We start from the raw sequence: 24,581 nt of genomic DNA, 5'->3' as shown, positions 1-24,581 counted from the left end.
CCTTGCGCATCCTCGGCATCGATCCAGGCCTGGCCCGCGTCGGCTATGGCCTGATCGAAACCGGCCCGCCGCAGCGACTGCTGGATTGCGGGATGATCCGCACCGAGGCCGGAACTCCCGAAGGTGAGCGGCTGGTGGAGATCGCCCGCGATCTGCGCTGGCTGGTGCGCCGCTGGAGCCCTGAGCTGGCCTCCGTCGAGAAGTTCTTCTTCTACCGCTCCAGCACCACGATTTCGGTTGTGCAGGCCAGGGGTGTGGTGATGATGACCCTGGCCCGGCTGAAGGTGCCGGTGGTGGAGTTCCCGCCGATGCAGATCAAGCTGGCCCTCACGGGCTCAGGCCATGCCGACAAGAACGACGTGCTGGACGCCGTCATGCGGGAACTGGAGCTGGAGCATCCCCCCCGCCCCGATGACGCCGCTGATGCCCTCGCCGTGGCTCTCACCGGCTGGTTTCAGCGCTGATGGCGGGCGAACCGGGGCTGGGCGACCCCAAACCCGTCTGGCGCCGGCATTTTCGCCAGCGGCGGGCTGATCAGCCCGAGGCGCAGCGGAAGCGGCTGCTGGCTCAGGCCCTGACCGGGGTGCCGCCCCTGCTCGGGGCAGACCAGCGGCTTGGGCTCTACTGGCCCCTGGCGGGTGAGCCGGATCTGCGTGAGCTGACCCGGGCGCTTCCAGGCCGGCTGGCACTCCCCGCCATCCGGGCTCTGGCAGACAAGAAGAGGCTCGGCTACGAGGTCTGGGGGAGCACGGATCCTCTCCGGCCCGATGCCACGGGGGTGCCGGCGCCGGTGCCGGCAGGCACATCTTTACCAGCCGCGGCCCTTGGCCTGCTGCTGGTGCCGGCCCTCGCCTTCGACCGCCGCGGCTTCCGGCTGGGCTACGGCGGTGGTTGGTTCGATCGGCTGCGAGCCGATCCCTCCTGGCGGGCAGTGCCGGCCCTGATCGTGGCCCCAGCCAGCTGCGCGGTGGAGCAATTGCCGGTGGACCCGTGGGATGTTCCCTTCGATGGCTGGCTCAGCGAGGGGGGGATTGAATGGTTGCAACCTGTTGAGAGGTCAGGGCATTGATCGTCCCAGCGCCGATCCTTTGCCAGGATCCCCGGGTTCGAGCCCCTACTTCCTTGGACCTCAGCTTCGATCACTCCCGCCCCTCTCCCGCCCGTCGGGTCGGTGCCACCGCAATCGGGGCCGGCACGGTGCCCGAGCGGGTGATGGCCGCTGAGCTGGGCCACCGCTCCCAGCCGAGTGAAGCTCTCTCGATGATGGTCAGCTCGATGGTGCGCATGGTCCAGGCCGGCAAGGGTCAGGCTGCCGGCAGCCGCTGGTCAGCCTCCTGAAGTCGCCTTAGTTTTGGAGCCACTTCCCTCGGACGCGACCACGCCCTGCCGATGACGACTCCACGTTTCACCGGGCTGTCCAGCCAGCTCGCCCTGGCGGCCCTGGCGGCATTGGTTGGCTTGATCGCGGCTCCAGGCAGGGTCGAGGCTCACGCGATCGAATCCAGCCTGGATCGGCTGGAATCCCTGCGGGACGGGCTGATGCTCGAAAGTCACTTCTCCAATGGTGAACCCGTGGAGGGGGCCACAGTGAGGCTGGTGCCCCCCAATGGGGGCCAGCCCGTGGAGGTGGGTCAGATCGATGCCAAGGGGCGCCTCAGCTTCAACATGCCCAAGGGCGCCGATGGCAACTGGGAGTTGCAGGTGGATGCCGGTCCCGGACACCGGGATTTCCTTGAGGTGCCCACCCAGGCGGGCCAGGCCCAGCTTGATCAGGTGAGCAGTGCCGATCCGGTGCTGAAGCCAACGCTGCTCTCAGTGCATCAACACCGATCGCTGCTGCTGATTGGCGGAATCACCGGGCTGGGCGCTCTGGTGGGTGGGTTGGCGATCCAGCAGCGCCGCCGCGGCTGAGAGCAAGCGCCACACTGGGGCCACTTCTCACACCCTGACCCCGTCCATGAGCACCGGCAGCGACAGCCTCGACGCGATCGTGGAGCGCCTGCGGGGCACCAGCGACCCCAAGCGCCGCTACGAGTACGTGCTGTGGCTGGCCAAGAAGCTCGCCCCCCTGCCCGAGGAGTTCCGGCAGGAGGTGTTCAAGGTGAAAGGCTGTGTCTCCCAGGTGTATGTGGTGGGGCAACTGGTCGACGGCAAGCTCCACTGGCAGGGGGATTCCGACGCCCAGATCACAAAGGGGCTGCTGGCACTGCTGATCGCCGGGCTGGAGGGCCTGGCGCCTGAACAGGCCGCTGGTCTGGACCCTGGCTTTCTGGCCGAGACTGGCCTTCAGGCCAGCCTCACCCCCTCCCGAGCCAATGGCTTCCTGAACATTCTGAAGATGATGCAGGCCCAGGCCAGGAGCCTGGCGGCGGAATGATTTCTAGGATCATCGGTTTCGCGCTGTAATCGGTATGACCATCGGCATCGGCTTGCTCGGTCTGGGCACGGTGGGAGCCGGTGTCGCCGAGATCCTCACCTCCCCAGGCGGGCGCCATCCACTGGTGGCGGAGCTGGAGCTGCGGCGCATCGCCGTGCGCGATCCGAGCCGCCCCCGGCCCGTGGCCCTGCCTCCCGAGCTGCTCAGCACCGACCCGGCGGAGGTGGTGAACGATCCCTCGGTGGAGATCGTCGTGGAGGTGATGGGTGGGCTGGAGCCGGCCCGCAGCCTGATCCTCGCTGCCATTGCCGCCGGCAAGTCGGTGGTGACGGCCAACAAGGCCGTGATCGCCCGCCATGGCGAGGAAATCGCCGATGCCGCAGCCCGCCAAGGGGTTTACGTGCTGATCGAAGCGGCGGTGGGCGGAGGCATTCCCATCATCGAACCCCTCAAGCAATCCCTTGGAGGCAACCGCATCCAACGGGTGAGCGGCATCATCAACGGCACCACCAATTACATCCTCAGCCGCATGACGGATGAGGGGGCTGCGTACGCCGAGGTCCTGGCTGAGGCCCAGAAGCTGGGTTACGCCGAAGCCGATCCCGCCGCCGATGTGGAGGGCCATGATGCGGCAGACAAAATCGCGATTCTCGCCGGGCTGGCCTACGGCGGTTCGGTGGAGCGTTCCTTGATTCCCACCGTCGGCATCAGTGACCTGCAGGCGAGGGATGTGAGCTACGCCAACCAGCTGGGCTACCGGGTGAAACTGCTGGCTGTGGCCCAGCACCTTGGCACTGCGGCAGATGGCAGCGAGTGCCTAGATGTGCGTGTGCACCCGACGCTCGTCCCCTCTGACCATCCACTGGCGGTGGTCAATGGGGTCAACAACGCGATCCTGGTGGAGGGAGATCCCGTAGGGCGGGTGATGTTCTACGGGCCGGGGGCAGGGGCAGGCCCCACCGCTTCGGCCGTGGTGGCTGACATCCTCAACATCGCCGGCATCCGCCAGGTGGGAGGCATCGGCGGAGGGCTGGATCCCCTGCTGGCGGCCAGCCGCTGGCGCCGCTGCAGTCTGGTGGAGACTTCCCGCACCAGCCACAGGAATTACGTGCGCCTGCAGACCAGCGACCAGGCTGGAGTGATCGGCCGCATCGGCACTTGCTTCGGTCACGAAGACGTCTCGATCCAGTCGATCGTGCAGCTGGAGGCCAGCGGCGGACAGGCTGAAATCGTGGTGATCACCCACGAGGTGGAGGAGGCCCGATTCCAGGCGGCCCTCGCCGCGATCCAGGCCCTCTCAGGGGTCCAGAGCGTGGCAGCCTGCCTGCGCACCCTCTGAGGCCCTGAGGCCATCAGCAGAGCTGCTGGTGGCCAAAATGAGTGCTCATGCCGCAGCGGTTGACGAGCAGGGGCAGAGCAGGGCCAATATGTAAACATTCCTTCATCAGCATTCGGATGCTCATCCGCTCACCTGGCACCGCACGTTGTCCAGGTTGAACGCCACCTGAGCCACCCCTGCGAAATCCTGAGCCGACAACGGCCTCTTCCCACTCCTCTGCTTCCTGGTACCCAGCCCTGACCGCCGTCCCTGCCAGCCCTGATCAGGGCTGCCGTTCGCCCCACCACCCAGCGACCGCCATGACCCTCCATCAGGGTGACTGCGTTCACCTCGCCGCCGATCTGGCCATTAGCGCCGGTCCACCTGGCGGCGAGAGCCCCTCCACCTGGACCATCGGCAAGACAGCTCAGGACACGGTGTACCAGGTGATCGGTGTCGATGCACCCCGTGACCGCTGCTGGGTGCGTCGCTGGCCCCTGGCGCGGCACGGCTCTCCGGTGTTCGAGGTGTCGATCCGCCAGGTGGAACTTCATCACCTGCCCCATTCCCAGAGCTGCCCGTCACGGTCTTGAATGGGAGCCTCTGAGCACCCAGGAGCCTCCTGAACGCTTTGCCTGGCTTGAAGCGGCTGCGCACGGTGTCCTTGCTGGCCATGCTGATGGGGGCGCTGCTGGGTTGTCAGACCCAAGGCCCCGGGGGGCGGCTGGTCGTGGGCAGCCGCACCCGAATCGACTCGGTTGACCCGGCCGCCACCTACAGCTTCGGTGCTCTCCAGCTGATCAGCGCGATCGGCGATCCGCTCTACGCGATCGATGCCAAGGGTCAACTGGAACCACGGCTGGCCACGGCCCTGCCGAAGCTGAGTCCGGATCGGCTCACCGCCTGGGTGCCGTTGCGGCAGGGAGTGCGCTTCCACGACGGCACCAGCTTCGATGCCGCCGCCATGGTGTTCACCCTGGAGCGGTTTCTGGCCATCGGCAAGCTCAGCTATCTGCTGGGTGATCGCATCGTTTCGGTGCGAGCCAGCGGCAGCCATGAGCTGGAACTGAAGCTGCGGCGCCCCTTCACCGCTCTGCCCCAGCTGCTGAGCGCCGTCAGTCTCACGCCCCTGTCCCCCACTGCCTACCGAAGCCACGACAAGCGCTTCCTCAACGACCGCTTCGTGGGCACCGGCCCCTACAAGCTCACCTTCTTCGCCGATCAGCAGCAGCGGCTGGAGCCCTTCAGCGACTACTGGGGCGAGCGGCCAGCCAACAACGGGCTTGACCTGGTCAACCTCAGCAACTCCACGGCCCTCTACGGAGCCCTGCGCAGCGGCGAGGTGGATGTGCTGCTGTCCACCAGCCTTGAAGGCGACCAGCAGCTCTCCCTGCACCAGGACGCCCAACGGGGGCGTTTGCTGGAAGGAGTCGGTCCGGCGCTGGAGATCGGGTACCTGACCCTGCTCAGCGACCAGCCGCCCCTGAAGAACCCGCTGGTGCGCCGTGCCATTGCCCACAGCCTTGACCACGACCTGATCAGCCAGCGGGTGACCCATGGCCTTCGGCCGCCGCTGCGTGATCTGGTGCCCCCCAGCCTGAGCGGCTCCGAACCGACAGCCTGGCCGGCCTACGACCCTGTGCAGGCGCGGCGGCTGTTCGAGCAGGCCGGCTACTGCCGGGGCCGCACGCTGAACCTGCCTTTCACCTTCCGCTCCAACATCCCCGCCGACAAACTCTTCGCCCTGATCTGGAAGGAACAGCTGCGCAGGGATCTGGGTGACTGCATCGTTCTGGAGGTGAGCGGCATGGAATCCACCACGGCCTACCGTCAGCTCGGCGAGGGGGCTTTCGCCTCGATCCTGCTGGAGTGGATGGGCGACTACCCCGACGCCGATAATTATCTGCAGCCGCTGCTGGGCTGCGACAAGGCCGTGGGCTATCGCTGCCTGGAAGGGCCCAGTGCCTCCAGCGGCAGCTTCTGGACCCGCCCGGGCCTGAACGAGGAGCTGCTCCTCAGCCAGAGCCTGGAGGGAAGCAAGCGAATCGAGCTGCTGCAGCGTCTGCAGCGGGACACCGCCGCCGCCGCCCCCTACATCCCTGTCTGGCTCGTGGCGCCGCGGGCCTGGGCCCAGGCCAGGCTGAGCACTCCGGTGTTCGATGGTTCCGGCCGCGTGGTGCTCAGCCAGCTTCAGCAGCGGCCTGCCGCTTCGAGGCCTGCGCCATGAGCCGCCGCCGTCAGCTGCTGGGCTACCTGGGCAGCCGGCTGCTGCTCGCTCCTGTGATGCTCTGGCTGATCGCCACTCTGGTGTTTCTGCTGCTGCGGCTGGCGCCTGGGGATCCCATCGACGCCCTGCTGGGCACACGGGCACCGGAGGCGGCGCGTCAGGCCCTGCGCCAGCAGCTGGGGCTCGATCAGCCCCTGCCGGCTCAATACGGCCATTTCCTGGCCGATCTGGTCAAGGGGAATCTGGGGGAATCGCTCACCAACCAGACCCCGGTGCTGGAGGTGATCCGCCAGAGCCTGCCGGCCAGCCTCGAACTGGGACTGTGTGCGCTGCTGATCGCCGCAGTGCTGGGGTTGGCGGTGGGCTTCAGCGGCATCGCTCGCCCCGAGGGCAGGCTCGATCTGGCAGGCAGGCTCTATGGCATCGGCACCTATGCCCTGCCGCCGTTCTGGGCGGCGATGGTGATCCAGCTGATCTTCGCCGTCTGGCTGGGCTGGCTGCCGGTGGGGGGGCGCTTCCCCGCAACCCTGATGCCCCCGAGCGGCAGCGGCTTCTATCTGCTCGACAGCCTGCGTGCCGCCAATCCCCAGCAGCTGGCCGGAAGCCTGCGGCACCTGGTGCTGCCCGCCAGCACCCTGGGCCTGCTGCTCAGCGGCATCTTCGCCAACGCCCTGCGACTCAACCTCCGCAGGGTGCTGCGCTCCGACTACGTGGAAGCGGCCAGGAGCCGCGGGCTGAGTGAAACCCGGGTGGTGCTGCGCCATGCCATGCCGAATGCACTGCTACCTGTGCTCACGATCACCGGTATCACCGTGGCGTCACTTATCGGCGGCGCCCTGCTGATCGAGGTCACCTACTCCTGGCCCGGCATCGCCTTCCGACTGCAGGAGGCCATCGGCCAGCGCGACTACCCCCTGGTGCAGGGGATTGTGGTGGTGGTGGCGGCCCTGGTGGTGCTGGTGAGCGTGACGGTGGACATGCTGGTGGCGGTGCTGGATCCACGCATCCGCTTCTGAGCCACGCCTTCAGCGGCCGATGCGGTCACGCCAGCGCCGGGCATTGCGGCCGTCGAGCACATAGGCCGTCACACCATCGCGGCTGCGGCGCTGCGGGGCCATCGTCATGGCCGTATCCACCGACGTCAGGAACTCGGTGGTGAGGCTGAGCAGCAGCTCCTGCACCCGCACCGGCTCCACTCCCACCAGGCCATCACCGAGCCGCCAGAGCGCCTGCTCATGCTCCTTGACGCGCACCACGGAAAAGTGGCTGCCGCCCTCCACCATCACCAGACGGCTGCGTGGATCCGGGTGCTGCAGGAACAGTGCCAGCTGCTCGCTCACCGGCGGGGTGACCAGATCCAGCCCGCCGCCTGTGATCAGCAGCGGGGCCTTGAGGCGCTCCAGACCACGGGCAGGCCAGAGCAGGCTGCCGAAGCCGTTCAGGCTCACCACGGCAGCCAGGGTTCTCGGCTGGCCGCTCGCCGGCTCAGGCAGGGGCACCTCCTGAAGCTGACATTGCAGCAACCTTGAAATGTTGATCAGGGGGATCACATCCAGAGCCCGGTCGCAGCGGCGGGCCAGGCCCGGGAGCGGGCGCAGACCGGCCGCCAGCAGCGCCGAAAGCCCCCCCAGGGAGTGGCCCATCAGCACCACCGAGTGGCCAAGCCGGGGAATCTGCCCCTGCCGTTCCGCCGCCAGGACCGCCTCCACATCGGCCAGACGATCAGGCAGGGTTTCAGCTCCGGGCGGGGGGCGCTGGCCATCGAGCATCTGGCGCACCGCCGTCTCGTTGCTGCCTGGGTGTTCGATCAGCACCACCGGCCAGCCCCGGGCTGCCAGGCCCTGGGCCATCCAGCCGAGCTGGGCACTGCTGCCCCCCAGTCCCGGCATCAGCACCACCCATGAGCCCTGGCGGGGCGCCACGGCCGGCCAGAGTTCCAGCTCCAGCGGGGCTGACCGGTGGGCCACCTTCAGGGCGATGGATCTGGGCCTGAGGTCAGGCTGAATCGCCGAGAGCCGTCCCCTGGTCCCTGAATCCTCCCGGAAGCTCAGCGGCAGGTCCCGCAATCTCTCCAGCGCCAGAGTCTGCTCCTCCAGCTGCTGCCGCCAGAGACCCGCGAGCTGCAGCAGACCATCGAGATCGAGGGTGAGCTGGGGCGTGGGCACCGCCAGCAGCAGTTCCACGAACCGAATCGGCTCAGGCCGCTGCAGGCGCTCCCGCAGAGTGGTGAGCAACAGCACACCGCTCCCGGGCTTTCCTCCGGCGAACAGTTCCCCCACCTCCTGCAGCACCTGGCGGCCAGCCCAGCTCTGCAGCAGCTGCAGAGCGAAGCCCCGGTCAGGCAGCAGGGGCGCCCGCAGCAATGACACCAGATCGTCGCGACTGCGTTCGTCGAGCAGCTCGAACCAGATAGCCAGCTCATTACGGCTGCCCTTCGGGTCCCGGCTCCAGGCATCGAGCTGGTGCAGGTCGAGGGGCAGCGAGAGGCCATCGAGCTGCACATCCAGCCGGTCGGCGGCCCGAGCCGAAGCTGCCAGCAGCGGCGTCACCGAGCCCACCAGCAGACTGGTCAGGAGTGCCAGCCCCCGGCGAACGTGTTGTGACTGAGCCGCAGGCAGGAGCAAGCCAAACAATCTGGTGGCTCCAGTTTCCCGCGCCGCTGCGCGAACTGACCGTGATCCGCCTGGTGGGCAGCTTCGGGGCTGGGGGGATTCTCTATCTCACCCCGGTGGTGTTCCACCAGGCTCAGTTCTCGGCCCTGGAGGTGGGTCAGGGCCTGGCCGCCGCGGCACTGGCCGGCACCCTGGGGCGGCTGCTGAGCGGCTGGTGGCTCGACCATGGCCTCAGCACCACCCGGCCGGTGCTACTGGCGGCACTGATCTCAGTGCTGGCCGACAGCCAGCTGTTCAACGCGGAAACCTTCGCCGCCTTCGTGCTGGGGCAGGTGCTGCTGGGCACAGCGATGGGGATCTACTGGCCGGCGATCGAGCTGGCGGTGCCCCTGAGTGCGCCGCCCCTGCCCAGCAGCCGTGCCTATGCGCTGGTCAGAACCGGTGACGCCCTGGGCGTGGCCCTGGGGGTGCTGCTGGGAGCCCTGCTGGCGAGCAGCCGACACCTGCGCGGCATCTATCTGGTGGACATCGCCTGCATGGTGGTGGTGATCACCCTGCTGCTGCGCTCACCTCTGGCCGTGGCAGCCGCCACCAGCGACGGGGATCGCCGGCTTGCCTGGCGCCAGTGGGTGAAGCCCCTGCTGCCCCTGCTGGGGGTGACTCTGCTGGCCACGGCCATGGTGTCGCTCCTGCAGAGCGCCTTGCCGCTGGATCTGGTGCGGGGTGGGCTGGAGCGGGCACCGCTGAGCGAGAGCCTCGGGGCCCTGCTGCTGGGCCTGCAGCTCAGCTTGCTGCTGCTGTTCCAGTGGCCCCTGGGGCGCTGGCTGTCGGAGCGGCCGGTGGCCTTTGGGCTGGGCTGGAGCCTGCTGGGCTTTGCGCTCGGCAGCCTGCTGCTGGCCCTCTCAGCCCTGGGCTGGCAGAGCCTGCCCCTGCTGGTGCTGGCCCAGGTGCCCCTGGCGGCAGCGGCGGCGGCCTTTCTTCCCACCGCCAGTGAAGCAGTGATCGAAATCACTCCGGCAACGCACCAGGGGATGGCTCTGGCCCTGTTCTCCCAGTGCTTCGCGATCAGCTCGTTCGTGGCTCCCCTGGTGGGGGGCTGGCTGCTGGAAAACCAACGGCACGGAGCCGGCCTCTGGCTGATGATGACGATGCTGAGCCTGCTGGGTCTGCTGCTGGTGGGGGAGCTGAACCGCTTCCATCCCCACCCCGGTCAGCGGCGGATCCAAGCAGGCCCCTGAGCGATGGCCCGCCCTCAGGGGCCCTCGACCTGGGCGTTGGCATTGGCCTGCTGGGCACGGATCCAGGCTTCCGACTCATGGGGGAGCGGCTCGGTGCCGTATTCCCAGTCGTCGTAGTCGGGGTCGTTACGGATCCGCTGGTGCAGTTCCTTCTGAACCTCGAAGTTGTGGGGGTGATCGGCGGGAGCGGCCGGATCGATTGGCGCTTCCGGATCGTTGGCGGGAGACGTCTGGGATGTGGGCATCACCGGCCACTGCAGCTGGTTCAATTGTCCCCCCTCAGCGGGGGCACCGCCGGGACAGACGCTGGAGCGGGTCCGCCGTAAAAATGGAGCCGCCAAAGCGAAAAATCCGACTGTGACGTATTGCGTGGGCATGCTGCTGCAGGAGGGTCTGGTGATGGCCTCCGATTCGCGTACCAATGCCGGCGTCGATGATTTCGCCAGGTTCTGCAAGATGACCACCTTTGAGCGGCCAGGTGATCGGGTGATCGTTCTGCTCAGTTCCGGCAGCCTGGCCGGCACCCAGGCGGTGGTGAGCCTGCTGCAACAGCGTGCCAATCGCAACGACGGCAGCTCCACCCTGTGGACCGCCCAGACCCTGTTCGATGTGGCCATGCTGGTGTCGGATGCGATGCGCGACATCGAACATCGCGATGCCCCCTTCCTGGAGGGCAGTGCACTGAAATTCAACGCCTCCTTCATTCTGGGCGGCCAGATCAGGGGAGAAGCCCCGCGGCTGTTCCGCATCTACGCCGAAGGCAACTTCATCGAGGCTGGCGAGGACACACCCTTCCTGCAGACCGGCGAAGCGAAATACGGCAAGCCGATCATCGACCGTGTGATCACCCCAGCCACGACATTGGCCGACGCCACCAAGTGCGTACTGGTGTCCTTTGATTCCACCATGCGCAGCAATCTGTCGGTGGGCATGCCGATCGACCTGATCTGGTACGAGCGCGACAGCCTGGCCATTCGCCACAGGCGCCGCTTCCTCGAGGGCGACCCATACTTCTCAGCCCTGAGCACAGGCTGGAGCACAGGCGTACGCCAGGCCTTCCGAGGACTTCCCGCTCTGGACTGGTCCTGAGCCCTGCATTCAGAGTGAGCGAGTCAGACAACCAGACATCCATGCACCAGCCGTGAACCCTGAAATAATCCTGCAGACCGGGATGGCCTTCTGGGCCTCGAAAGCCCTGATGAGCGCGATCGAGATCGGTGTGTCACGGAACTGGCCGGGGGCCTCAGTCGTTGGAAGCCCTGCGCGAAGGCCTGGGGCTGCACCCGCGCGCGGCCAGGGATTTTCTGGATGCCCTCGTGACCCTTGGCTTCCTGAAGCGAAAGGCAGAGATCTACAGCAACACCCCCGAATCCGACGCTTTCCTGGATCCCGGGAAGCCGTCATACATGGGCTGCACTCTTGAGTTGGCCAACTCACGTCTCTATCCCTTCTGCGGCCATCTCAACGAGGGTCTGCGCACGGGCCTGCCGCAGAATGAGCTCAGGTCTGGAGGACCAGCCCTATTTGAAACCCTCTACGCCGATCCCGCGCGCCTCATGGAGTTCCTGGCTGCCATGAGCGGGATCAGCGGAGGCGCCAACATGGCCATTGCCAGAATGTTCCCATGGAACGAACAGCTCACATTTGTGGATGTCGGCACCGCTCAGTGAGACCTGGCCGTCCAGATTGCTCTCACCAACCCCCATCTGGAGGGTATCGGCTTTGACTTGCCGGAGGTGGCGCTGATTTATAATGACTACGTTTCATCTCATGGCCTGTCGACTCGGCTCAGGCTTGAACCTGGTGATGTTTCAAACAGGAGTTACCCAAAGCTGATGTCATTCTGATGGGTCACATCCTGCACGACTGGGACCTGTCCACGAAACGCATGCTCATCCAGAAGGCATTTAACGCATTGCCTGATGGTCGTGCTCTCGTGGTCTACGAGGCCATCATCGACGACAATCGATCCCAGAATACTTTTGGACTGCTGATGAGTCTGAACATGCTCATCGAAACACCGGGCGGCTTCGACTACACCGGCGCCGATCGCGATCAAGTGACCGAGTACGGGCCAGCGTGGCCGGTTCAGCCTCGATCCGGCTGCAGACTGATGGGCTAAGCGGAGCCTGACCTCTGATCAGAATTCCAGCCATCATGTTTTCCCATGTCACAGATGGACCAACTGCCAGCGGGCGTCGTCGTGGTCACCGGTGCCAGTCGCGGCCTGGGGCTCGAGCTTGTGAATCAGCTCCGCCAGCGCGGGCGGCCCGTGATTGCTGTGGTGCGCAGGATCGGGAGCTGCACCCTGCCGGCCCACGACGACGACCTGCAATTGGTAGAAGCTGATCTTTCCACCCCCGCCGGAATCGAGGCCGCCATCGAGGGCATCGAGCTTGCCCTGGGCGCCCGTAGCCTCGCCGCCCTGGTCAATGGAGCCGGGGCGGTAACGCCGGTCGGTCCGCTGGTGGCTCACTCCAGCAACGCCATGACGGCGGCGCTGACGCTCATGGCCATTGCCCCCGCGCGGCTGAGTGTGGCCTTGGCACAGCGCATGGTGCCCGCAGCCCGGGTGCTGAATCTCTCCACCCGCTCAGCCCACGAAACCTTCCCAGGGCTCTCTCTGTACTGCATGAGCAAACACGCCCTGCATTCCGTGAGCCGCTCCCTGCAGCTTGAGTGCCCGGCCACCATGGCGGTGGCCGAGCTCATCCCCGGGGAAGTGGATACGGACATGCAGGCGGACCTGCGCACTCCCGATCCGGCCGACTTCAAGATGGCGGCCTTCTTCCGCATGAACCAGCCCAACTTGATCCCCACGGAACTGGCCGTGGCTTTCATCGCCTGGGTACTGCTGGACACCCCTCTGGAGGATTACGCCCGCACCGACCCCTGGTATGTCTATGACGCAAGCACCCACTGCCAGTGGCTGCCGCAGGGGGTGGCCTTCAACTATCCAGAGCCGTGACCTGAGCCCTGGAAACCACACAGCCATGCCAACACCCCATGATCCGCCTTCTGAGAATGCGCGCAGAAGCCTTCTCTGGCTTCATCAAACAAGCAATCGAGAGCTCTCTTGACGATATCGAAGGCTTGAATCGATGGCCCAAAACAGAATCTCTCGAACTTGCACAAGCCGAGATCAAAAGGCTTCTCCCCCAGGGCCTGTCAACGCCTAACAACATCTTTTTGGAGATCGTTGAAAACGACAGCAAATTGGCAATCGGCTTCATCTGGGTCAGCCTTGGCAGCAGAGGATCTGAGCAGATCGCATTCATTCATCAGCTATTCATCTATCCCCAGCACAGACGCAAGGGGCATGCCCGAGCAACATTGGAAGCGTTAGAGGCCGCCCTCCTGGCGCAGGGGGTTGCAGCTATTGTCTTGCACGTGTTCAACTCCAACAAGACTGCTCAGCAGCTTTATGCAACAGCTGGATATGAAGTAGCCAGCCTGAACCTGCAGAAAAAATTGGCACAACCTGCTGGCTGAAGCGTCGGCTCAATGACAGTTCCAATCTCTTGAGATCACGCCATGTTCAGATGCTCCCGCTGTGAGCGGCGGGAGGCTGAGGCTTATCTCTTCAGACGTTGAACAGAAACTCCATCACGTCTCCTTCCTGGACCACATAATCCTTACCCTCACTGCGCAGCCAGCCGCGGTTGCGGGCTTCCGGCAGGGAGCCGGCCTCCACCAGCTGGGAGTAGGCCACGGTCTGGGCACGGATAAATCCCCGCTCGAAGTCGGTGTGGATCACACCGGCAGCCTGGGGGGCAGTCATACCGGCGGTGATCGTCCAGGCGCGGGTTTCCTTCTCGCCGGTGGTGAAGTAAGTGCGCAGGCCCAGCAGGCGGTAGGTGGCGTGGATCAGGCTCTGCAGCCCGCCCTCGCTGACCCCCAGGCCCTCCAGGTAATCAGCGCGCTCAGCCTCGCCCAGCTCAATCAGTTCCGCCTCCACCTGGGCCGAGATGCGCACGGCCTCGGCTCCTTCCTTCAAAGCCAGCTCCTCCACGGCTCGGCTATGGGCATTGCCCTCGGCCAGATCGTCTTCCGAGACGTTGGTGGCGTAGATGATCGGCTTGGCGGTGAGCAGCCCCAGGGGCTTCACCATGGGCACCTCCTCCTCCCCCAGCTCCACGTTGCGGGCGGCACCTCCCTGCTCGAGCTCCGCCTGGATCCGCGCCAGGGCTGCATCCTCGGCCTGGGCCTCCTTGCTGGTGCGCGCCTGCTTCTTCAGCCGCTCACGGCGCTTCTCGATCTGGCCCAGATCCGCCAGGCCCAGCTCCAGATTGATCACTTCGGCGTCACGCACCGGATCCACATCACCCGACACGTGGATGACGTCGTCGTCTTCGAAGCAGCGGACCACGTGCACGATCGCGTCCACCTCGCGGATGTTGGCGAGGAACTTGTTGCCCAGGCCCTCCCCCTGACTGGCCCCCTTCACCAGACCGGCGATGTCGACGAACTCCACCCGGGTGGGGACGATCTCGCGAGAGCTGGACACATCCGAAAGCCTCTGCAGACGCGCATCAGGCACTGCCACGACGCCCACATTCGGCTCGATCGTGCAGAAGGGGAAATTGGCCGCCTGGGCCTGGGCGTTGGCCACCAGGGCGTTGAACAAGGTGGATTTGCCCACGTTGGGCAGCCCCACGATTCCGGCTTTGAGCATGGGGCGAAATCTAGACGGGGGCTCCTCCGGGGGCAGGGCCACAGTTGGGAGCAACACCAGGAAGACTGGTCGCAGTGAATGGAGCACGGCCATCGCCACGCGGATGCTCGAACAACCCCCAGCCCCGAAGCCACCCCAGGCTCCGCTCTCACCCAGCGTGTCCACACCGGCTGGAGAGGGGGCTTTCGGCCTGGCTCCGCGACGCCGCTGGCGGCGACTGGCGGCCGGGGCCGTGGCCTTGCTGGTGGTGGTGGGCGGTGTGACCATCTGGCAACGCCAGCGCCAGGCCGCCAAACGCAGCAACCTGGCCGATTTCACCGTGGTGGCCCAGCGCGGCACCCTCCCGGGAGTGGTGAGCGCCAGCGGCGAGCTGGAGGCAGGTCGCAGCGTCAACGTGAGCCCCAAGCGCGGCGGTGTGCTCGAGTCGCTGTACGTGGATGAAGGCGACCGGGTCAGCGAGGGCCAGCCCATCGCCCTGATGGACAGCGGTGACCTGCGCCAACGTGAGCTGGAACTGGAGGCCCAGGTGCGCCTGGCGGAAGCTGAGGAGAACCGAGCTCGCTCCGACTACGAACGCCGACTCAAGCTGTTTGAGCAGGGGGCCATCAGCGAGGACGACATCGTGTCCTTCCGCACCCGTGCACTCACGGCCAGGGCCTCACTGGACGTGGCCCGCAAGCGCTTCAACCAGCGCACTGTGGAACGCGCTGAGCTCACGATCCGGGCCCCCTTCGATGGGGTGATCACCCAGCGTTTCGCCGACCCCGGCGCTTTCGTGACTCCCACCACCTCCGCCTCGGCCAACGCCGGCGCCTCAAGCTCCTCTGTGGTGGAGCTGGCCCAGGGGCTGGAGGTGGTCGCCAAGGTGCCCGAGAACGACATCGGCCGAATCAGCATCGGCCAGAGCGCCAGCGTGCGAGTGGATGCCTTCCCCGACAAGAGATTCGCCGCACGGGTGATTCAGGTGGCACCGCGGGCGGTGAAAAACAACAACGTCACGTCGTTCGAGGTGAAACTCTCACTCAGCGATCCCAACAACCTGCTGCGCATCGGCATGACCGCCGACATCGACTTTCAGACCGGCAGCCTTCCCCCACAGACCCTGGTACCCACCGTGGCGGTGGTGACGGAGGAAGGTCGGCCGGGCGTCCTGCTGGTGGGCAAGGACAACCAGCCCCGCTTTCAGCCGGTGACCCTGGGATCGAGCAGCGGTCGCAACACACAGATCATCACGGGTCTCAAGGAAGGCACCCGGGTGTTCATCGACCTGCCCCCCTGGGCCAAGAAACGGGATTCCTGACGGCGGCCGGATGCCCGATCAGCTGCGGCCTCCGCTCAGGAAGTTCCGGCTGGCCTCGAGGATCCGGCCACTGGCCTGGCCATCGCCGAAGGGGTTATGGGCCTGGGCCATGGCGGCATAGGCCTGGGGATCGTCCAGTAGCCGGCTGGCTTCGTCCACGATCGACTCCCTGTCGGTGCCGATCAGGCGTGCCGTTCCGGCCGTGACCGCTTCTGGCCGTTCCGTGGTTCTCCGCAGCACCAGCACCGGCTTGCCCAGGGCCGGAGCCTCCTCCTGCAGACCGCCGGAATCGGAGAGCAGCAGGGTGCAGCCCCTGATCGCCCCCACCAGCTCGTCGTAGTCGAGCGGTTCGCAGAGGTGAGCGCGGGGATGGTCGCCCAGCAGCTCCTGGAGGGGCTCCCGCACCGTGGGGTTGCGGTGCAAAGGCAACAGCAGGGCCGTGTCGGGGTGGCGGTCCAGCAGCTGACGGAATCCCTCTCCGATGCTGGTGAGACGCTCCCCCCAGTTCTCTCGGCGGTGGACAGTGGCCAGAATCACCCGCTGCCGCTCCCAGTCGAGACCTGGAACCTGGGGCAGGGGTGCCGAAGCGGCCATCAGCAGCAGAGCATCGATCACCGTGTTGCCCGTGACCAGGATCTGCCCCACCACGCCCGACGCCTTCAGGTTCGCCTCGGAGACGCTGGTGGGGGCGAAGTGCAGCTGGGCCACCTGGGAGATCAGGCGCCGGTTCGCCTCCTCCGGGAAGGGATCGAGCAGGTTGTCGGTGCGCAGCCCGGCCTCCACGTGGCCCACGGGGATCTGCTCGTAGAAGGCCGCCAGGGCCGAAGCGAAGGCGGTGGTGGTGTCGCCCTGCACCAGCACCAGATCGGGGCGATGCTCCAGGAACTCCTCGCGCAGTCCCTGCAGTGCCGCGCAGGTGACATGGGTGAGGGTTTGCTTCGGGGCCATCAGGGCCAGGTCGCGGTCAGGGGTGAGCCCGAACAGATCCATCACCTGGGCCACCATCTCCCGGTGCTGACCCGTGAGCACCACCCGGGTGCGGAAGCCCGGATCGCGCTGAAAAGCCAGGATCACCGGCGCCAGCTTGATCGCTTCAGGCCGGGTGCCCAGCACGATGCTCACGAGCGGTGCGGTGGCGGACAAGGGGGCGAGGCGGTGGCTCGGATCCTAGGGAAGGGGGCCCGCAGGCTCTTCCGTGACAGGGGCTCAGTTTCGAGCAATGCTGCTTGCACTGGCCGCAGCCAACCCGTGAACCCGCTCGAGAGCAGCAACGCTCCCCAGGCCCTGGTCGATGCCGCAGCAATCAGGCTGCCGCCCCCACCTCCGCCGGCTCCGGCCCCTGTGGATTCGGTCCATCCAACGCCGGAATCCGTGCGCCCGACCTTCGGCGATCTGCCTCCAAGCCTTGAAGCGATAGTGGCAATCGCCGAAGCCAGGGACTTCTCCGACGTGCACATCGGCGTGGGCGAAACGCCTCGCTATCGCGACCAGGGGGTGATGGTGAACACGGGCTGGCCTGCCACCGACCGGGAGCAATTCCGGCTCTGGCTGGAGGAGATCATCGAGCCAGCCGACCTGGATCGTTTCCGTCGCGACCTGGACTTCGACGGGGCTTACGCATTCCCCTTCGCGCGCGTACGCATCAACCTGCTGGAGAGCGTGCGCGGCCCCGCGATGGTGCTGCGGCTCATCCCTTTAGAGGCACCAACCCTGGATCAATTGGCGATGCCACCGGTGATGAAGCAGCTGGCCAACTATCCGAAGGGGCTGGTGCTGATGACCGGCCCCACGGGCTGCGGCAAGAGCACCACACTGGCCGCGATGATCGACTGGATCAACCGAACCGCCGCCAAGCACGTCATCACGATCGAAGATCCGGTGGAGTTCGTGCACACCAGCCGCACCTGCCTGATTCGACAGCGGGAGGTGGGGCATCACACCAAGCACTTCCACACCGCCCTGAGAGCTGCGCTGAGGGAGGATCCCGATGTGATCCTGATCGGTGAAATCCGCGACCGCGACACCCTTACCACTGCCCTTGAAGCCGCCCAGACCGGCCACCTGGTCTTCGGAACCCTCCACACCAATTCAGCCGTTCGCACGGTGGACCGGGTCATGGGACTGTTCGATCCGGCCAGCAAGGAACAGATGCGCCGCGAGCTGGCGGAATCCCTGCTGGCGGTGATCTCCCAGGGGCTGATCCGCACCGTGGACGGGAAGCGCAGGGCCTATCACGATCTGCTGGTGAACACTGAAGCCTGCCGCGACTACATCCAGCGCGGGGATCTCGACGAGGTGGAGCAGATCATGGCCCGCAGTGCCTTTGACGGAATGCAGACCATCAATCAATCATTGGCCGCACTTGTGGAAGAGGGTCAGGTGGATCCCCGCGAAGCCCTCTCCCACAGCCTCAAACCGAATGAACTGGCCCAGACCCTGCGCGGTCGGATCAGCTGAGGGAGCCGACGCTGCTCAGGAGCGGGTGACCAGCCGGATCAGCAGCAGACTCGCCAAGCCCAGGGACAGGCCAAGCATGGCCAGGCGCCCGTTCCAGATCTCAGCCTGGGGAGTGAAACCACGGCGCCAGGCATTCAGTTCCTGTGGGTCGACATCGACGGGCTCGAGCAGGTTCTCGCTGATCTCAGCAGGGGCCATCTGTTCTCGTCCCAAGACAGAGTTACCAATACTCTAAGGCGACTTATATCCGGACCGCGTTTCGTAAAGGCTGCCGGCCTGCTCGAGCGGAAGGCGTGCCATCACCCCCAGATCGCAGCCGCTGCGGTCCCCGCTGGCCAGTCGGGCCGCGCCTGCCACGCCGATCATGGCGGCGTTGTCGGTGCAGTAGGCCAGGGGAGCCACGCGCCACTGCAGGCCGAGGACGGCGCAGCGCTCCTCCATGGCCTGGCGCAGGCGGCGGTTGGCAGCCACTCCGCCCACCAGCACCACCGTGTCCAGCCCCTGATCCAGAGCGCAGCGGCAGCTGCGCTCCACCAGCACCTCCGCCACCACCCGCTCGAAACTGGCGGCGATGTCGGCCACAGGAAGCTCCTGCGGCTCCTGCTCGAGGCGCTGCACCAGCCGCAGCACCGCGGTCTTGAGACCACTGAAGCTGAAGTCGTAAGGATGGAACCCACCCTCTGGCCTGGACACCCGGCCCTTGGGCAAGGGGAAGCGTTGGGAATCGCCGGCGGCGGCCGCCGCCTGGATGGCGGGGCCGCCTGGGTAGCCCAGTCCCAGCAGCCGCGCCACCTTGTCGAAGGCCTCCCCGGCCGCGTCGTCATGGCTGCGTCCAAGCCGCTGGTACGAGCCGACCCCATCGACCCGCACCAGCTCCGTGTGGCCGCCGCTGACCAGCAGCACCAGGTAAGGGCCTGGTGGAAGCGGCTCCCCCAGCTGCACCGAGCAGAGGTGCCCCTCAAGGTGGTGCACCCCCAGAAAGGGCAGGCCGTGCAGGCGGGCAAGGGTGCGACCGGTGATCGATCCCACCAGCAGGGCCCCCACCAGCCCCGGCGCCACCGTGGCGGCGATTGCGTCGAGATCGGCGTAGTTCAGCCCAGACTCCGCCATCACCCTCTCCACCAGCTGGGGCAGGGCCTCCACATGGCGCCGGGAGGCGATTTCCGGCACCACACCCCCCCAGCGGGCGTGCTCCTCCACCTGGGAGGCCACAGCGCTGGCGAGCACCTGGCGATCGCGCACGACGGCGGCGGCGGACTCGTCACAACTTGTTTCGACGGCCAGAACGGTGGGCATGGGCTCCAGGGAAGTCCCCTACTGTCCGCGTGTGACATCCTGCCTTCCCGCAGGTCTTAATCCCAGCACCGGACACGATGCGCCGTCTCTTTGCTGTTCTGATTTCAGCCTTCCTGATTTTCGGCTTCGCCCCCATGGCGCACGCCGATCTGGCGGGGCTGACCCCCTGTGCTGAAAGCCCCCGCTTCCAGCAGCGGGCAAGCCAAGCCACCACCGACCAGGCCAAGGCCCGGTTCGCGAACTACAGCCAGGCCCTCTGTGGCACCGATGGACTGCCCCGTCTGATCGTCGATGGCCGCTTCAGCCATGCCGGTGATTTCCTGATCCCGGGCCTCCTCTTCCTGTACATCGCTGGCACGATCGGCTGGGCCGGCCGTAGCTACCTGATTGCCATCCGCGGCAGCAAGGACGCCACCATGCGTGAAATCCAGATCGATCTGCCGCTGGCGTTCAAATCCACCCTCTCCGCCGCCGTCTGGCCCCTGGCAGCCTTCAGTGAGTTCACCGGCGGAAAAATGGTGGAAGCCGACGCCAAAGTGACCGTTTCCCCCCGCTGATTCCTGGAACCATGAAGAAATTCCTCACCACCGCCCCCGTTGTGGCCGCCGTCTGGTTCACGCTCACAGCCGGGATCACAATCGAGATTTTCCGCTTCTTCCCTGATCTGATCTTCCACCCTCTCTGAAGCCTGCATCAGGCCTCATTGATCGCTCAAAGCGGCCCTTCAACCGGCCGCTTTTTTCATGTCTGTTGCTCCCTCCTTCATGGCAGGTATATCAGACGGGGTCACCGAACCCCAGCAGCAGCTCCAGCTCCTGCAGGGCCATGCCAAGGTCGGCGTTCACCAACACGGCGTCAAACTCAGACTCGGCCAGGAGTTCCTGGCGTGCGCGCGCCAGCCGCCGCTTGATGGCCTCCTCGTTGTCGGTGCCCCGCCCACGGATGCGCCGCTCCAGTTCCTCAAAACTGGGGGGCTTGATGAACACCTGAAACCCGGCCGGAAAGCTGCGCCGCACCTGACGGGCCCCCTCAAGCTCGATCTCCAGCAACACCGGTTGTCCCTTGGCCAGATGCTGCTCGACAGGAAGGCGCGGCGTGCCATAGAGGTTGCCGGCAAACTCGGCCCACTCCAGAAAACCACCCATCTGCACCTGGGACTCGAAGCGCTCGCGATCGAGAAAGTGATAGGTGGCTGCATCGATCTCACCGGGCCTGGGCGCACGGGTGGTGGCCGACACCGACAGCCAGAGGTCGGGATGGCGCTGCAGAAGAGCCGCCACGAGCGTCCCCTTGCCCACACCGCTGGGGCCGCTGATCACGGTGAGCCGTCCTGGCGTTGAAGGCGATCCCATGGGGGTCATCGGCTGGCCAGCAGAGTAGAGGGATCCAACCGCACGCTCCGGCGTGGAGCGGCCGCCCATGGCGCCCCAGACACAGCCAAACCCGGCCATCCAGGCCATGGATCTCACCACCCTGCGGGCGGTGCTGGCGGAGCTGCGTCCCCTGCTGGTGCCGGCCCGCTTCGAGAAGGCTCAGCAGCCCAATCCTCACACCCTGCAGCTGGGGCTGCGCGGCCTGAGCGGGATGCGCTGGCTGGAGATCAGCTGGCTGGCGACGGCCCCCCGATTGCTGGCGATCGATCCGCCGCCCAAGCACGGGGATGGCAGCACCCTGGCCCGCGTTCTGCAGCACGGCCTGGCGGGACTGGCCCTGGTGGCGATCGAGCAGGAGGGCTTCGAGCGGGTGGTGGATCTGCATTTCGCCCCCCGGCCCGGGGAACCAAGTGGCCGCCGTCTGGTGGTTGAGCTGATGGGCCGCCACAGCAACGTGTTCCTGCTCGATGCCCAGGGACGGGTGGTGAGCCTGGCCCGCCAGGTGCGGGAGCAGCAGTCACGGCTGCGGCCGATCGCCAGTGGCTCCAGCTATGTGCGCCCGCCGGCCCTGCAGTCGGATCCACCCAGCCTCAAGGAGCCCCAGGAACGCTGGCTGCGGCGGCTGCAGCTGGTGCCGGTGTCCTTGCGTCAGGCCCTGCAACAGAGTTACCAGGGGATCAGTCCAGCCCTGGCGCTGCAGCTTGCCGATGGGGCGCCGGTGCCGGCGGTGGAGTTGCTGGCCCAACCGGTGGGCGAACTCAGGCAAGAGCACTGGGATCACCTCTGGGCGCGCTGGCAGCGCTGGCTGCAGGACCTGGAGCAGGAGCGCTTCGGCTGGGAAGAATGTGACTCAACGACTGGCTCTGGCGGCTCCAGCCACTACCGCTGCTGGGGGACCGCCAGCCGTGGGCCCGTGAACGCCCCCCTGGCGGCTTACTACCGCAATAGGCTCGGCCAGGGGGAACTGCAGCGACGCCGGGCCAGCCTGGAGCTGAAACTGCTGGCGGCCCGGGAGCGGGAGGAACGCCAGCGGCAGCAGCAGCAGGCCCTGCTCGATGAGGTGGAGAGCGGGGATGAACTGAGCCGGCAAGCCGACGCCCTGCTCTGTCTGGAGGCCCCCAGCCGCGAGCAGGTGGCCGAGGCCCAGGCCCTCTACCGGCGGGCCCGGCGGCTGCGGCGCTCGGTGGTCTCGATCACCCCCCGGCTGGAGCTGCATCAGCGCCAGCTGGAGCGAATCGACGCCAGCCTGGCCTTCCTCGCCCTGCACAGCCTGGAGATCAGCCCCGGCCAAGGCAACCATGTCGTGGATCTGGAGGACGCCCTCAGCCAGCTGGAGGCCCTTGAGCAGGAGAGCGAGGAGCTGCTGGCCAGGGGAGTTGCTGAAGGGCGCCGCTCCGGCCGCCGCGGTCCGCCCCGCCCAGGCCCTGCCAGCACCCCGTCCCCCCTGGAGCTGCTCACCCCCGGGGGCCTGCGGGTGCAGGTGGGCCGCAACCACCGCCAGAACGAGTGGATCAGCCTGCGCCAGGCCCGCCGTGGCGATCTCTGGTTCCACGCCCAGGAATGCCCGGGCAGTCACGTGATGCTCAAGGCCTCGGCATGTGTGGCAGCCGACGCCGACCTCCAGCTGGCCGCTGATCTGGCCGCCCACTTCAGCCGAGCTCGTCACAATGGGCGCGTGCCGGTGCTGAAGGTGCCCTGCGATCAACTGCAACGCCTTGCCGGGGCTGCCGCCGGCACCGTGACCCACAAGGGCGGGGAGGTGGTCTGGGCCTCGCCCCAGCGGGCCGCCCACTGGCTCGCGGCGGCGGAATCTGTGCCTAAGGTCCCAGCGGAGCCAGGGCCATGAGCGAACCAACCCCATCCACAGCCAGCGGCGGAGCATCCGGAACCGCTCTGCCCGCGCCGGCACCCATCCGCGTCAGCCGCCCGGATGAGTTCCCCGCAGAAGTGGAGATGACCCTGGTGGAACACCTGGAGGAGCTGCGGTGGCGCGTGCTGCGCAGCCTGCTGGCCCTGGTGGTTTCGGCGGCCGTCTGCCTGGTGCTGGTGCGCCCCCTGGTGCGTGTGCTGCAGGTGCCGGCGGTAGGCATGCGCTTTCTGCAGCTGGCACCTGGCGAATTCCTGTTCGTCTCCCTGAAGGTGGCCGGCTACGCCGGACTCACCCTGGTGCTCCCCTACATCCTCTATGAGCTGCTCTCCTTCGTGCTGCCCGGGCTCACCCGGCGCGAGCGACGACTGGTGGCCCCGGCAGTGGCGGCATCGGCGGTGCTGTTCATGGCTGGCCTGGCCTTCGCCTGGTGGGCTCTGGTACCCGCTGCCCTGCGCTTCCTGGTGAACTACGGGGCCGATGTGGTGGAGCCGATCTGGTCGATCGAGCGCTACCTCGACTTCGTACTGCTGCTGATGGTGGCCACCGGACTGGCCTTCGAGCTGCCGGTGTTGCAGCTGCTGCTCGGGGCCTTCGGGCTGGTGGGATCCCGCACCATGCTGGGTGCCTGGCGCTGGGTGGTCCTGGGCTCGGCCCTGGCCGGTGCCGTCCTCACCCCCTCCACCGACCCGGTGACGATGTTGCTTCTCACTGGAGCAATCACGGCCCTGTTCCTGATCGGGGTGGCGCTTGTGGCCCTGGTGGAGCAGGTGAGGCCTGAGCCTTCCTGAAACGCTCTGAGGTCAGAGCAGGAATTCACTGCTGCGCCCATCCGCTGCCGGCTCCAGAGCCAGGCTCATCGCCTTGCCGAGCCGCGGCCGATCTCTCGTGGTGCTCAGCCACTCCCTCACCTGCTCCGCCACCTGCAGGTTGTTGAGCACCTCCACCAGCTCCCGCAGACGGGCTTCGTAGCCGGCGGCATCGAGCGGGAAAGACTGCTGCTCTAGATAAGCCCACATCACCTGCAGGTACAAGCGACCGCGGCGCTGGACCAGCTGCAGGTCGTAGGAGGCCTGCCAGCGGGAGCGCAGCAACGTGATCACCTCCTCATAACGAAGAGGCGCCGGGGCGAAGGGAGCGGCGGGATCGGACAACGGCGAGGACGGCGAGGAGGAGCGCAGCGGTGGAAGTCACAACAGCATGTTGCGGCAGCTGATCAGACGCCCGATCTGGCCGCCTGGGGCCGGAGGTGCAACGGTCATAATGATCGGCACGTTGCTTCGGCACCAAGGAACGCCTCGTATGACCCAGATCCCTGTGAGCGATGTGCCCGGAATGGGTCGTCGGCAGTTCATGAATCTGCTCACCTTCGGCACGGTCACAGGGGTTGCCCTTGGCGCTCTCTACCCGGTGGTCAACTACTTCATCCCCCCCAGGGCCGCTGGCAGTGGCGGCGGCACCACAGCCAAGGATGAGCTGGGCAACACCGTCACCGCCACCGGCTGGCTCTCCACCCACAAGGAAGGAGACCGCAGCCTGGTGCAGGGGCTCAAGGGTGATCCCACCTACCTGCTGGTGGAAGGTCCCGAAGCGATCGGCAGCTACGGCATCAACGCCATCTGCACCCACCTGGGCTGCGTCGTGCCCTGGAACAGCGGCGCCAACAAGTTCATGTGCCCCTGTCACGGCAGTCAGTACGACGCCACCGGCAAGGTGGTGCGCGGGCCGGCACCCCTCTCCCTGGCTCTGGCCAACGTCACGGTCGAGAACGACACCGTGTTCCTGAGCCAGTGGAGCGACACCGACTTCCGGACCGGCGACAAGCCCTGGTGGGCCTGATC

General features: G+C 66.6%; 29 protein-coding genes and 1 pseudogene. 22 read left to right on the top strand and 8 right to left on the bottom strand.

Features of this window, described 5'->3' with window-relative positions; all coding sequences use genetic code 11:
* The first annotated feature begins 2 nt into the window (after positions 1–2).
* The 9 genes from ruvC to KBY77_RS03500 all read left to right on the top strand — a co-directional run bounded on the left by ruvC (position 3) and on the right by KBY77_RS03500 (position 6,938).
* Complete coding sequence (ruvC, locus tag KBY77_RS03540) at positions 3–464, top strand: crossover junction endodeoxyribonuclease RuvC (RefSeq protein ID WP_255102211.1); 462 nt, start codon at positions 3–5, stop codon at positions 462–464.
* Complete coding sequence (locus KBY77_RS03535) at positions 464–1,069, top strand: 5-formyltetrahydrofolate cyclo-ligase (protein WP_255102210.1); 606 nt, start codon at positions 464–466, stop codon at positions 1,067–1,069. Before ruvC ends, KBY77_RS03535 begins: the two co-directional genes overlap by 1 nt.
* 53 nt (positions 1,070–1,122) lie before the next feature.
* Positions 1,123–1,338 carry a hypothetical protein gene (locus KBY77_RS03530; RefSeq protein WP_255102209.1) on the top strand — a complete coding sequence of 72 codons (216 nt, stop codon included), beginning with the start codon at positions 1,123–1,125 and terminating at the stop codon, positions 1,336–1,338.
* 51 nt (positions 1,339–1,389) lie between these two features.
* Positions 1,390–1,911 carry a hypothetical protein gene (locus KBY77_RS03525; protein ID WP_255102208.1) on the top strand — a complete coding sequence of 174 codons (522 nt, stop codon included), beginning with the start codon at positions 1,390–1,392 and terminating at the stop codon, positions 1,909–1,911.
* Positions 1,912–1,957: 46 nt separating this feature from the next.
* Positions 1,958–2,377: a SufE family protein gene (locus tag KBY77_RS03520; RefSeq protein ID WP_255102207.1), complete on the top strand. Its 420-nt coding sequence runs from the start codon at positions 1,958–1,960 to the stop codon at positions 2,375–2,377.
* Between the two features lie 34 nt (positions 2,378–2,411).
* Entirely contained in the window at positions 2,412–3,716 is a 1,305-nt protein-coding gene (locus KBY77_RS03515; protein WP_255102206.1) for a homoserine dehydrogenase, read from the top strand.
* A 299-nt stretch (positions 3,717–4,015) separates the two neighbouring features.
* The gene (locus tag KBY77_RS03510; protein WP_255102205.1) at positions 4,016–4,288 is read left to right on the top strand and encodes a hypothetical protein; all 273 of its coding nucleotides are present in this window, start codon (positions 4,016–4,018) and stop codon (positions 4,286–4,288) included.
* Positions 4,289–4,335: 47 nt separating this feature from the next.
* Positions 4,336–5,922 (top strand): ABC transporter substrate-binding protein, encoded by a 1,587-nt coding sequence (locus KBY77_RS03505; RefSeq protein ID WP_315856456.1) that lies wholly within the window; start codon positions 4,336–4,338, stop codon positions 5,920–5,922.
* Positions 5,919–6,938: an ABC transporter permease gene (locus tag KBY77_RS03500; protein ID WP_255102204.1), complete on the top strand. Its 1,020-nt coding sequence runs from the start codon at positions 5,919–5,921 to the stop codon at positions 6,936–6,938. Before KBY77_RS03505 ends, KBY77_RS03500 begins: the two co-directional genes overlap by 4 nt.
* A gap of 9 nt (positions 6,939–6,947) precedes the next feature.
* Here the strand turns inward: KBY77_RS03500 and KBY77_RS03495 are convergent, their stop codons facing one another.
* A complete protein-coding gene (locus tag KBY77_RS03495) occupies positions 6,948–8,555 on the bottom strand; it encodes an alpha/beta fold hydrolase (RefSeq protein ID WP_255102203.1) in 1,608 nt (535 codons plus the stop codon).
* Positions 8,556–8,596: 41 nt separating this feature from the next.
* Here KBY77_RS03495 and KBY77_RS03490 point away from each other — a divergent pair, with 41 nt between their 5' ends.
* A complete protein-coding gene (locus tag KBY77_RS03490) occupies positions 8,597–9,772 on the top strand; it encodes an MFS transporter (protein ID WP_255102202.1) in 1,176 nt (391 codons plus the stop codon).
* A gap of 14 nt (positions 9,773–9,786) precedes the next feature.
* Here KBY77_RS03490 and KBY77_RS03485 read toward each other — a convergent pair whose 3' ends face one another.
* Positions 9,787–10,017, bottom strand: a complete 231-nt coding sequence (locus KBY77_RS03485) for a hypothetical protein (RefSeq protein ID WP_255102201.1) — start codon at positions 10,015–10,017, stop codon at positions 9,787–9,789.
* Positions 10,018–10,147: 130 nt separating this feature from the next.
* On the opposite strand from KBY77_RS03485, the gene KBY77_RS03480 reads away from it, so the two are divergent.
* From KBY77_RS03480 to KBY77_RS03460, 5 genes and pseudogenes are all read left to right on the top strand, one after another.
* Positions 10,148–10,861 (top strand): peptidase, encoded by a 714-nt coding sequence (locus tag KBY77_RS03480; protein WP_255102200.1) that lies wholly within the window; start codon positions 10,148–10,150, stop codon positions 10,859–10,861.
* 161 nt (positions 10,862–11,022) lie between these two features.
* On the top strand, positions 11,023–11,442 hold the full coding sequence (locus KBY77_RS03475) for a hypothetical protein (RefSeq protein WP_255102199.1): 420 nt from the start codon (positions 11,023–11,025) through the stop codon (positions 11,440–11,442).
* A gap of 152 nt (positions 11,443–11,594) precedes the next feature.
* Positions 11,595–11,894, top strand: a pseudogene (locus KBY77_RS03470) (methyltransferase); the annotation flags it as partial.
* A 54-nt stretch (positions 11,895–11,948) separates the two neighbouring features.
* Positions 11,949–12,740, top strand: a complete 792-nt coding sequence (locus KBY77_RS03465) for an SDR family NAD(P)-dependent oxidoreductase (protein ID WP_255102198.1) — start codon at positions 11,949–11,951, stop codon at positions 12,738–12,740.
* A 38-nt stretch (positions 12,741–12,778) separates the two neighbouring features.
* A complete protein-coding gene (locus tag KBY77_RS03460) occupies positions 12,779–13,264 on the top strand; it encodes an N-acetyltransferase (protein ID WP_255102197.1) in 486 nt (161 codons plus the stop codon).
* A 91-nt stretch (positions 13,265–13,355) separates the two neighbouring features.
* Here the strand turns inward: KBY77_RS03460 and ychF are convergent, their stop codons facing one another.
* Positions 13,356–14,447 (bottom strand): redox-regulated ATPase YchF, encoded by a 1,092-nt coding sequence (gene ychF, locus KBY77_RS03455; RefSeq protein ID WP_255102196.1) that lies wholly within the window; start codon positions 14,445–14,447, stop codon positions 13,356–13,358.
* Between the two features lie 103 nt (positions 14,448–14,550).
* Between ychF and KBY77_RS03450 the strand changes: the two genes are divergently transcribed.
* Positions 14,551–15,747 carry an efflux RND transporter periplasmic adaptor subunit gene (locus KBY77_RS03450; RefSeq protein WP_255102195.1) on the top strand — a complete coding sequence of 399 codons (1,197 nt, stop codon included), beginning with the start codon at positions 14,551–14,553 and terminating at the stop codon, positions 15,745–15,747.
* Between the two features lie 18 nt (positions 15,748–15,765).
* Here KBY77_RS03450 and wecB read toward each other — a convergent pair whose 3' ends face one another.
* The gene (gene wecB, locus KBY77_RS03445; RefSeq protein WP_255102194.1) at positions 15,766–16,890 is read right to left on the bottom strand and encodes a non-hydrolyzing UDP-N-acetylglucosamine 2-epimerase; all 1,125 of its coding nucleotides are present in this window, start codon (positions 16,888–16,890) and stop codon (positions 15,766–15,768) included.
* A gap of 105 nt (positions 16,891–16,995) precedes the next feature.
* Between wecB and KBY77_RS03440 the strand changes: the two genes are divergently transcribed.
* The gene (locus KBY77_RS03440) at positions 16,996–18,204 is read left to right on the top strand and encodes a type IV pilus twitching motility protein PilT (protein ID WP_255102193.1); all 1,209 of its coding nucleotides are present in this window, start codon (positions 16,996–16,998) and stop codon (positions 18,202–18,204) included.
* A 15-nt stretch (positions 18,205–18,219) separates the two neighbouring features.
* On the opposite strand, the gene KBY77_RS03435 is transcribed toward KBY77_RS03440, so the two are convergent.
* Positions 18,220–18,402: a high light inducible protein gene (locus KBY77_RS03435; protein ID WP_255092993.1), complete on the bottom strand. Its 183-nt coding sequence runs from the start codon at positions 18,400–18,402 to the stop codon at positions 18,220–18,222.
* A 33-nt stretch (positions 18,403–18,435) separates the two neighbouring features.
* A complete protein-coding gene (gene tsaD / locus KBY77_RS03430) occupies positions 18,436–19,500 on the bottom strand; it encodes a tRNA (adenosine(37)-N6)-threonylcarbamoyltransferase complex transferase subunit TsaD (protein ID WP_255102192.1) in 1,065 nt (354 codons plus the stop codon).
* 77 nt (positions 19,501–19,577) lie between these two features.
* Here tsaD and KBY77_RS03425 point away from each other — a divergent pair, with 77 nt between their 5' ends.
* Together KBY77_RS03425 and psaJ are read left to right on the top strand one after the other, a co-directional pair.
* Positions 19,578–20,057 (top strand): Photosystem I reaction center subunit III, encoded by a 480-nt coding sequence (locus KBY77_RS03425; RefSeq protein WP_255102191.1) that lies wholly within the window; start codon positions 19,578–19,580, stop codon positions 20,055–20,057.
* A gap of 11 nt (positions 20,058–20,068) precedes the next feature.
* Positions 20,069–20,185 (top strand): photosystem I reaction center subunit IX, encoded by a 117-nt coding sequence (gene psaJ, locus KBY77_RS03420; protein WP_255102190.1) that lies wholly within the window; start codon positions 20,069–20,071, stop codon positions 20,183–20,185.
* Positions 20,186–20,276: 91 nt separating this feature from the next.
* On the opposite strand, the gene gmk is transcribed toward psaJ, so the two are convergent.
* Entirely contained in the window at positions 20,277–20,852 is a 576-nt protein-coding gene (gene gmk / locus KBY77_RS03415; protein WP_255102189.1) for a guanylate kinase, read from the bottom strand.
* A 67-nt stretch (positions 20,853–20,919) separates the two neighbouring features.
* Here gmk and KBY77_RS03410 point away from each other — a divergent pair, with 67 nt between their 5' ends.
* Positions 20,920–22,719 carry an NFACT family protein gene (locus KBY77_RS03410; protein WP_255102188.1) on the top strand — a complete coding sequence of 600 codons (1,800 nt, stop codon included), beginning with the start codon at positions 20,920–20,922 and terminating at the stop codon, positions 22,717–22,719.
* Positions 22,716–23,531, top strand: a complete 816-nt coding sequence (tatC, locus tag KBY77_RS03405) for a twin-arginine translocase subunit TatC (protein ID WP_255102187.1) — start codon at positions 22,716–22,718, stop codon at positions 23,529–23,531. Before KBY77_RS03410 ends, tatC begins: the two co-directional genes overlap by 4 nt.
* A 12-nt stretch (positions 23,532–23,543) precedes the next feature.
* On the opposite strand, the gene KBY77_RS03400 is transcribed toward tatC, so the two are convergent.
* Positions 23,544–23,894, bottom strand: coding sequence for a DUF3067 family protein (locus KBY77_RS03400; protein WP_255102186.1), 351 nt, complete (start codon positions 23,892–23,894; stop codon positions 23,544–23,546).
* Positions 23,895–24,042: 148 nt separating this feature from the next.
* Between KBY77_RS03400 and petC the strand changes: the two genes are divergently transcribed.
* Entirely contained in the window at positions 24,043–24,579 is a 537-nt protein-coding gene (petC, locus tag KBY77_RS03395) for a cytochrome b6-f complex iron-sulfur subunit (protein WP_197165427.1), read from the top strand.
* The last annotated feature ends 2 nt before the right edge of the window (positions 24,580–24,581 follow it).

Origin of the sequence: Synechococcus sp. Cruz-7E5 (assembly GCF_024345995.1) — a bacterium.
Taxonomy (GTDB): Bacteria; Cyanobacteriota; Cyanobacteriia; order PCC-6307; family Cyanobiaceae; genus Regnicoccus_A.
This window is presented reverse-complemented; position numbering and strand designations above follow the sequence as displayed.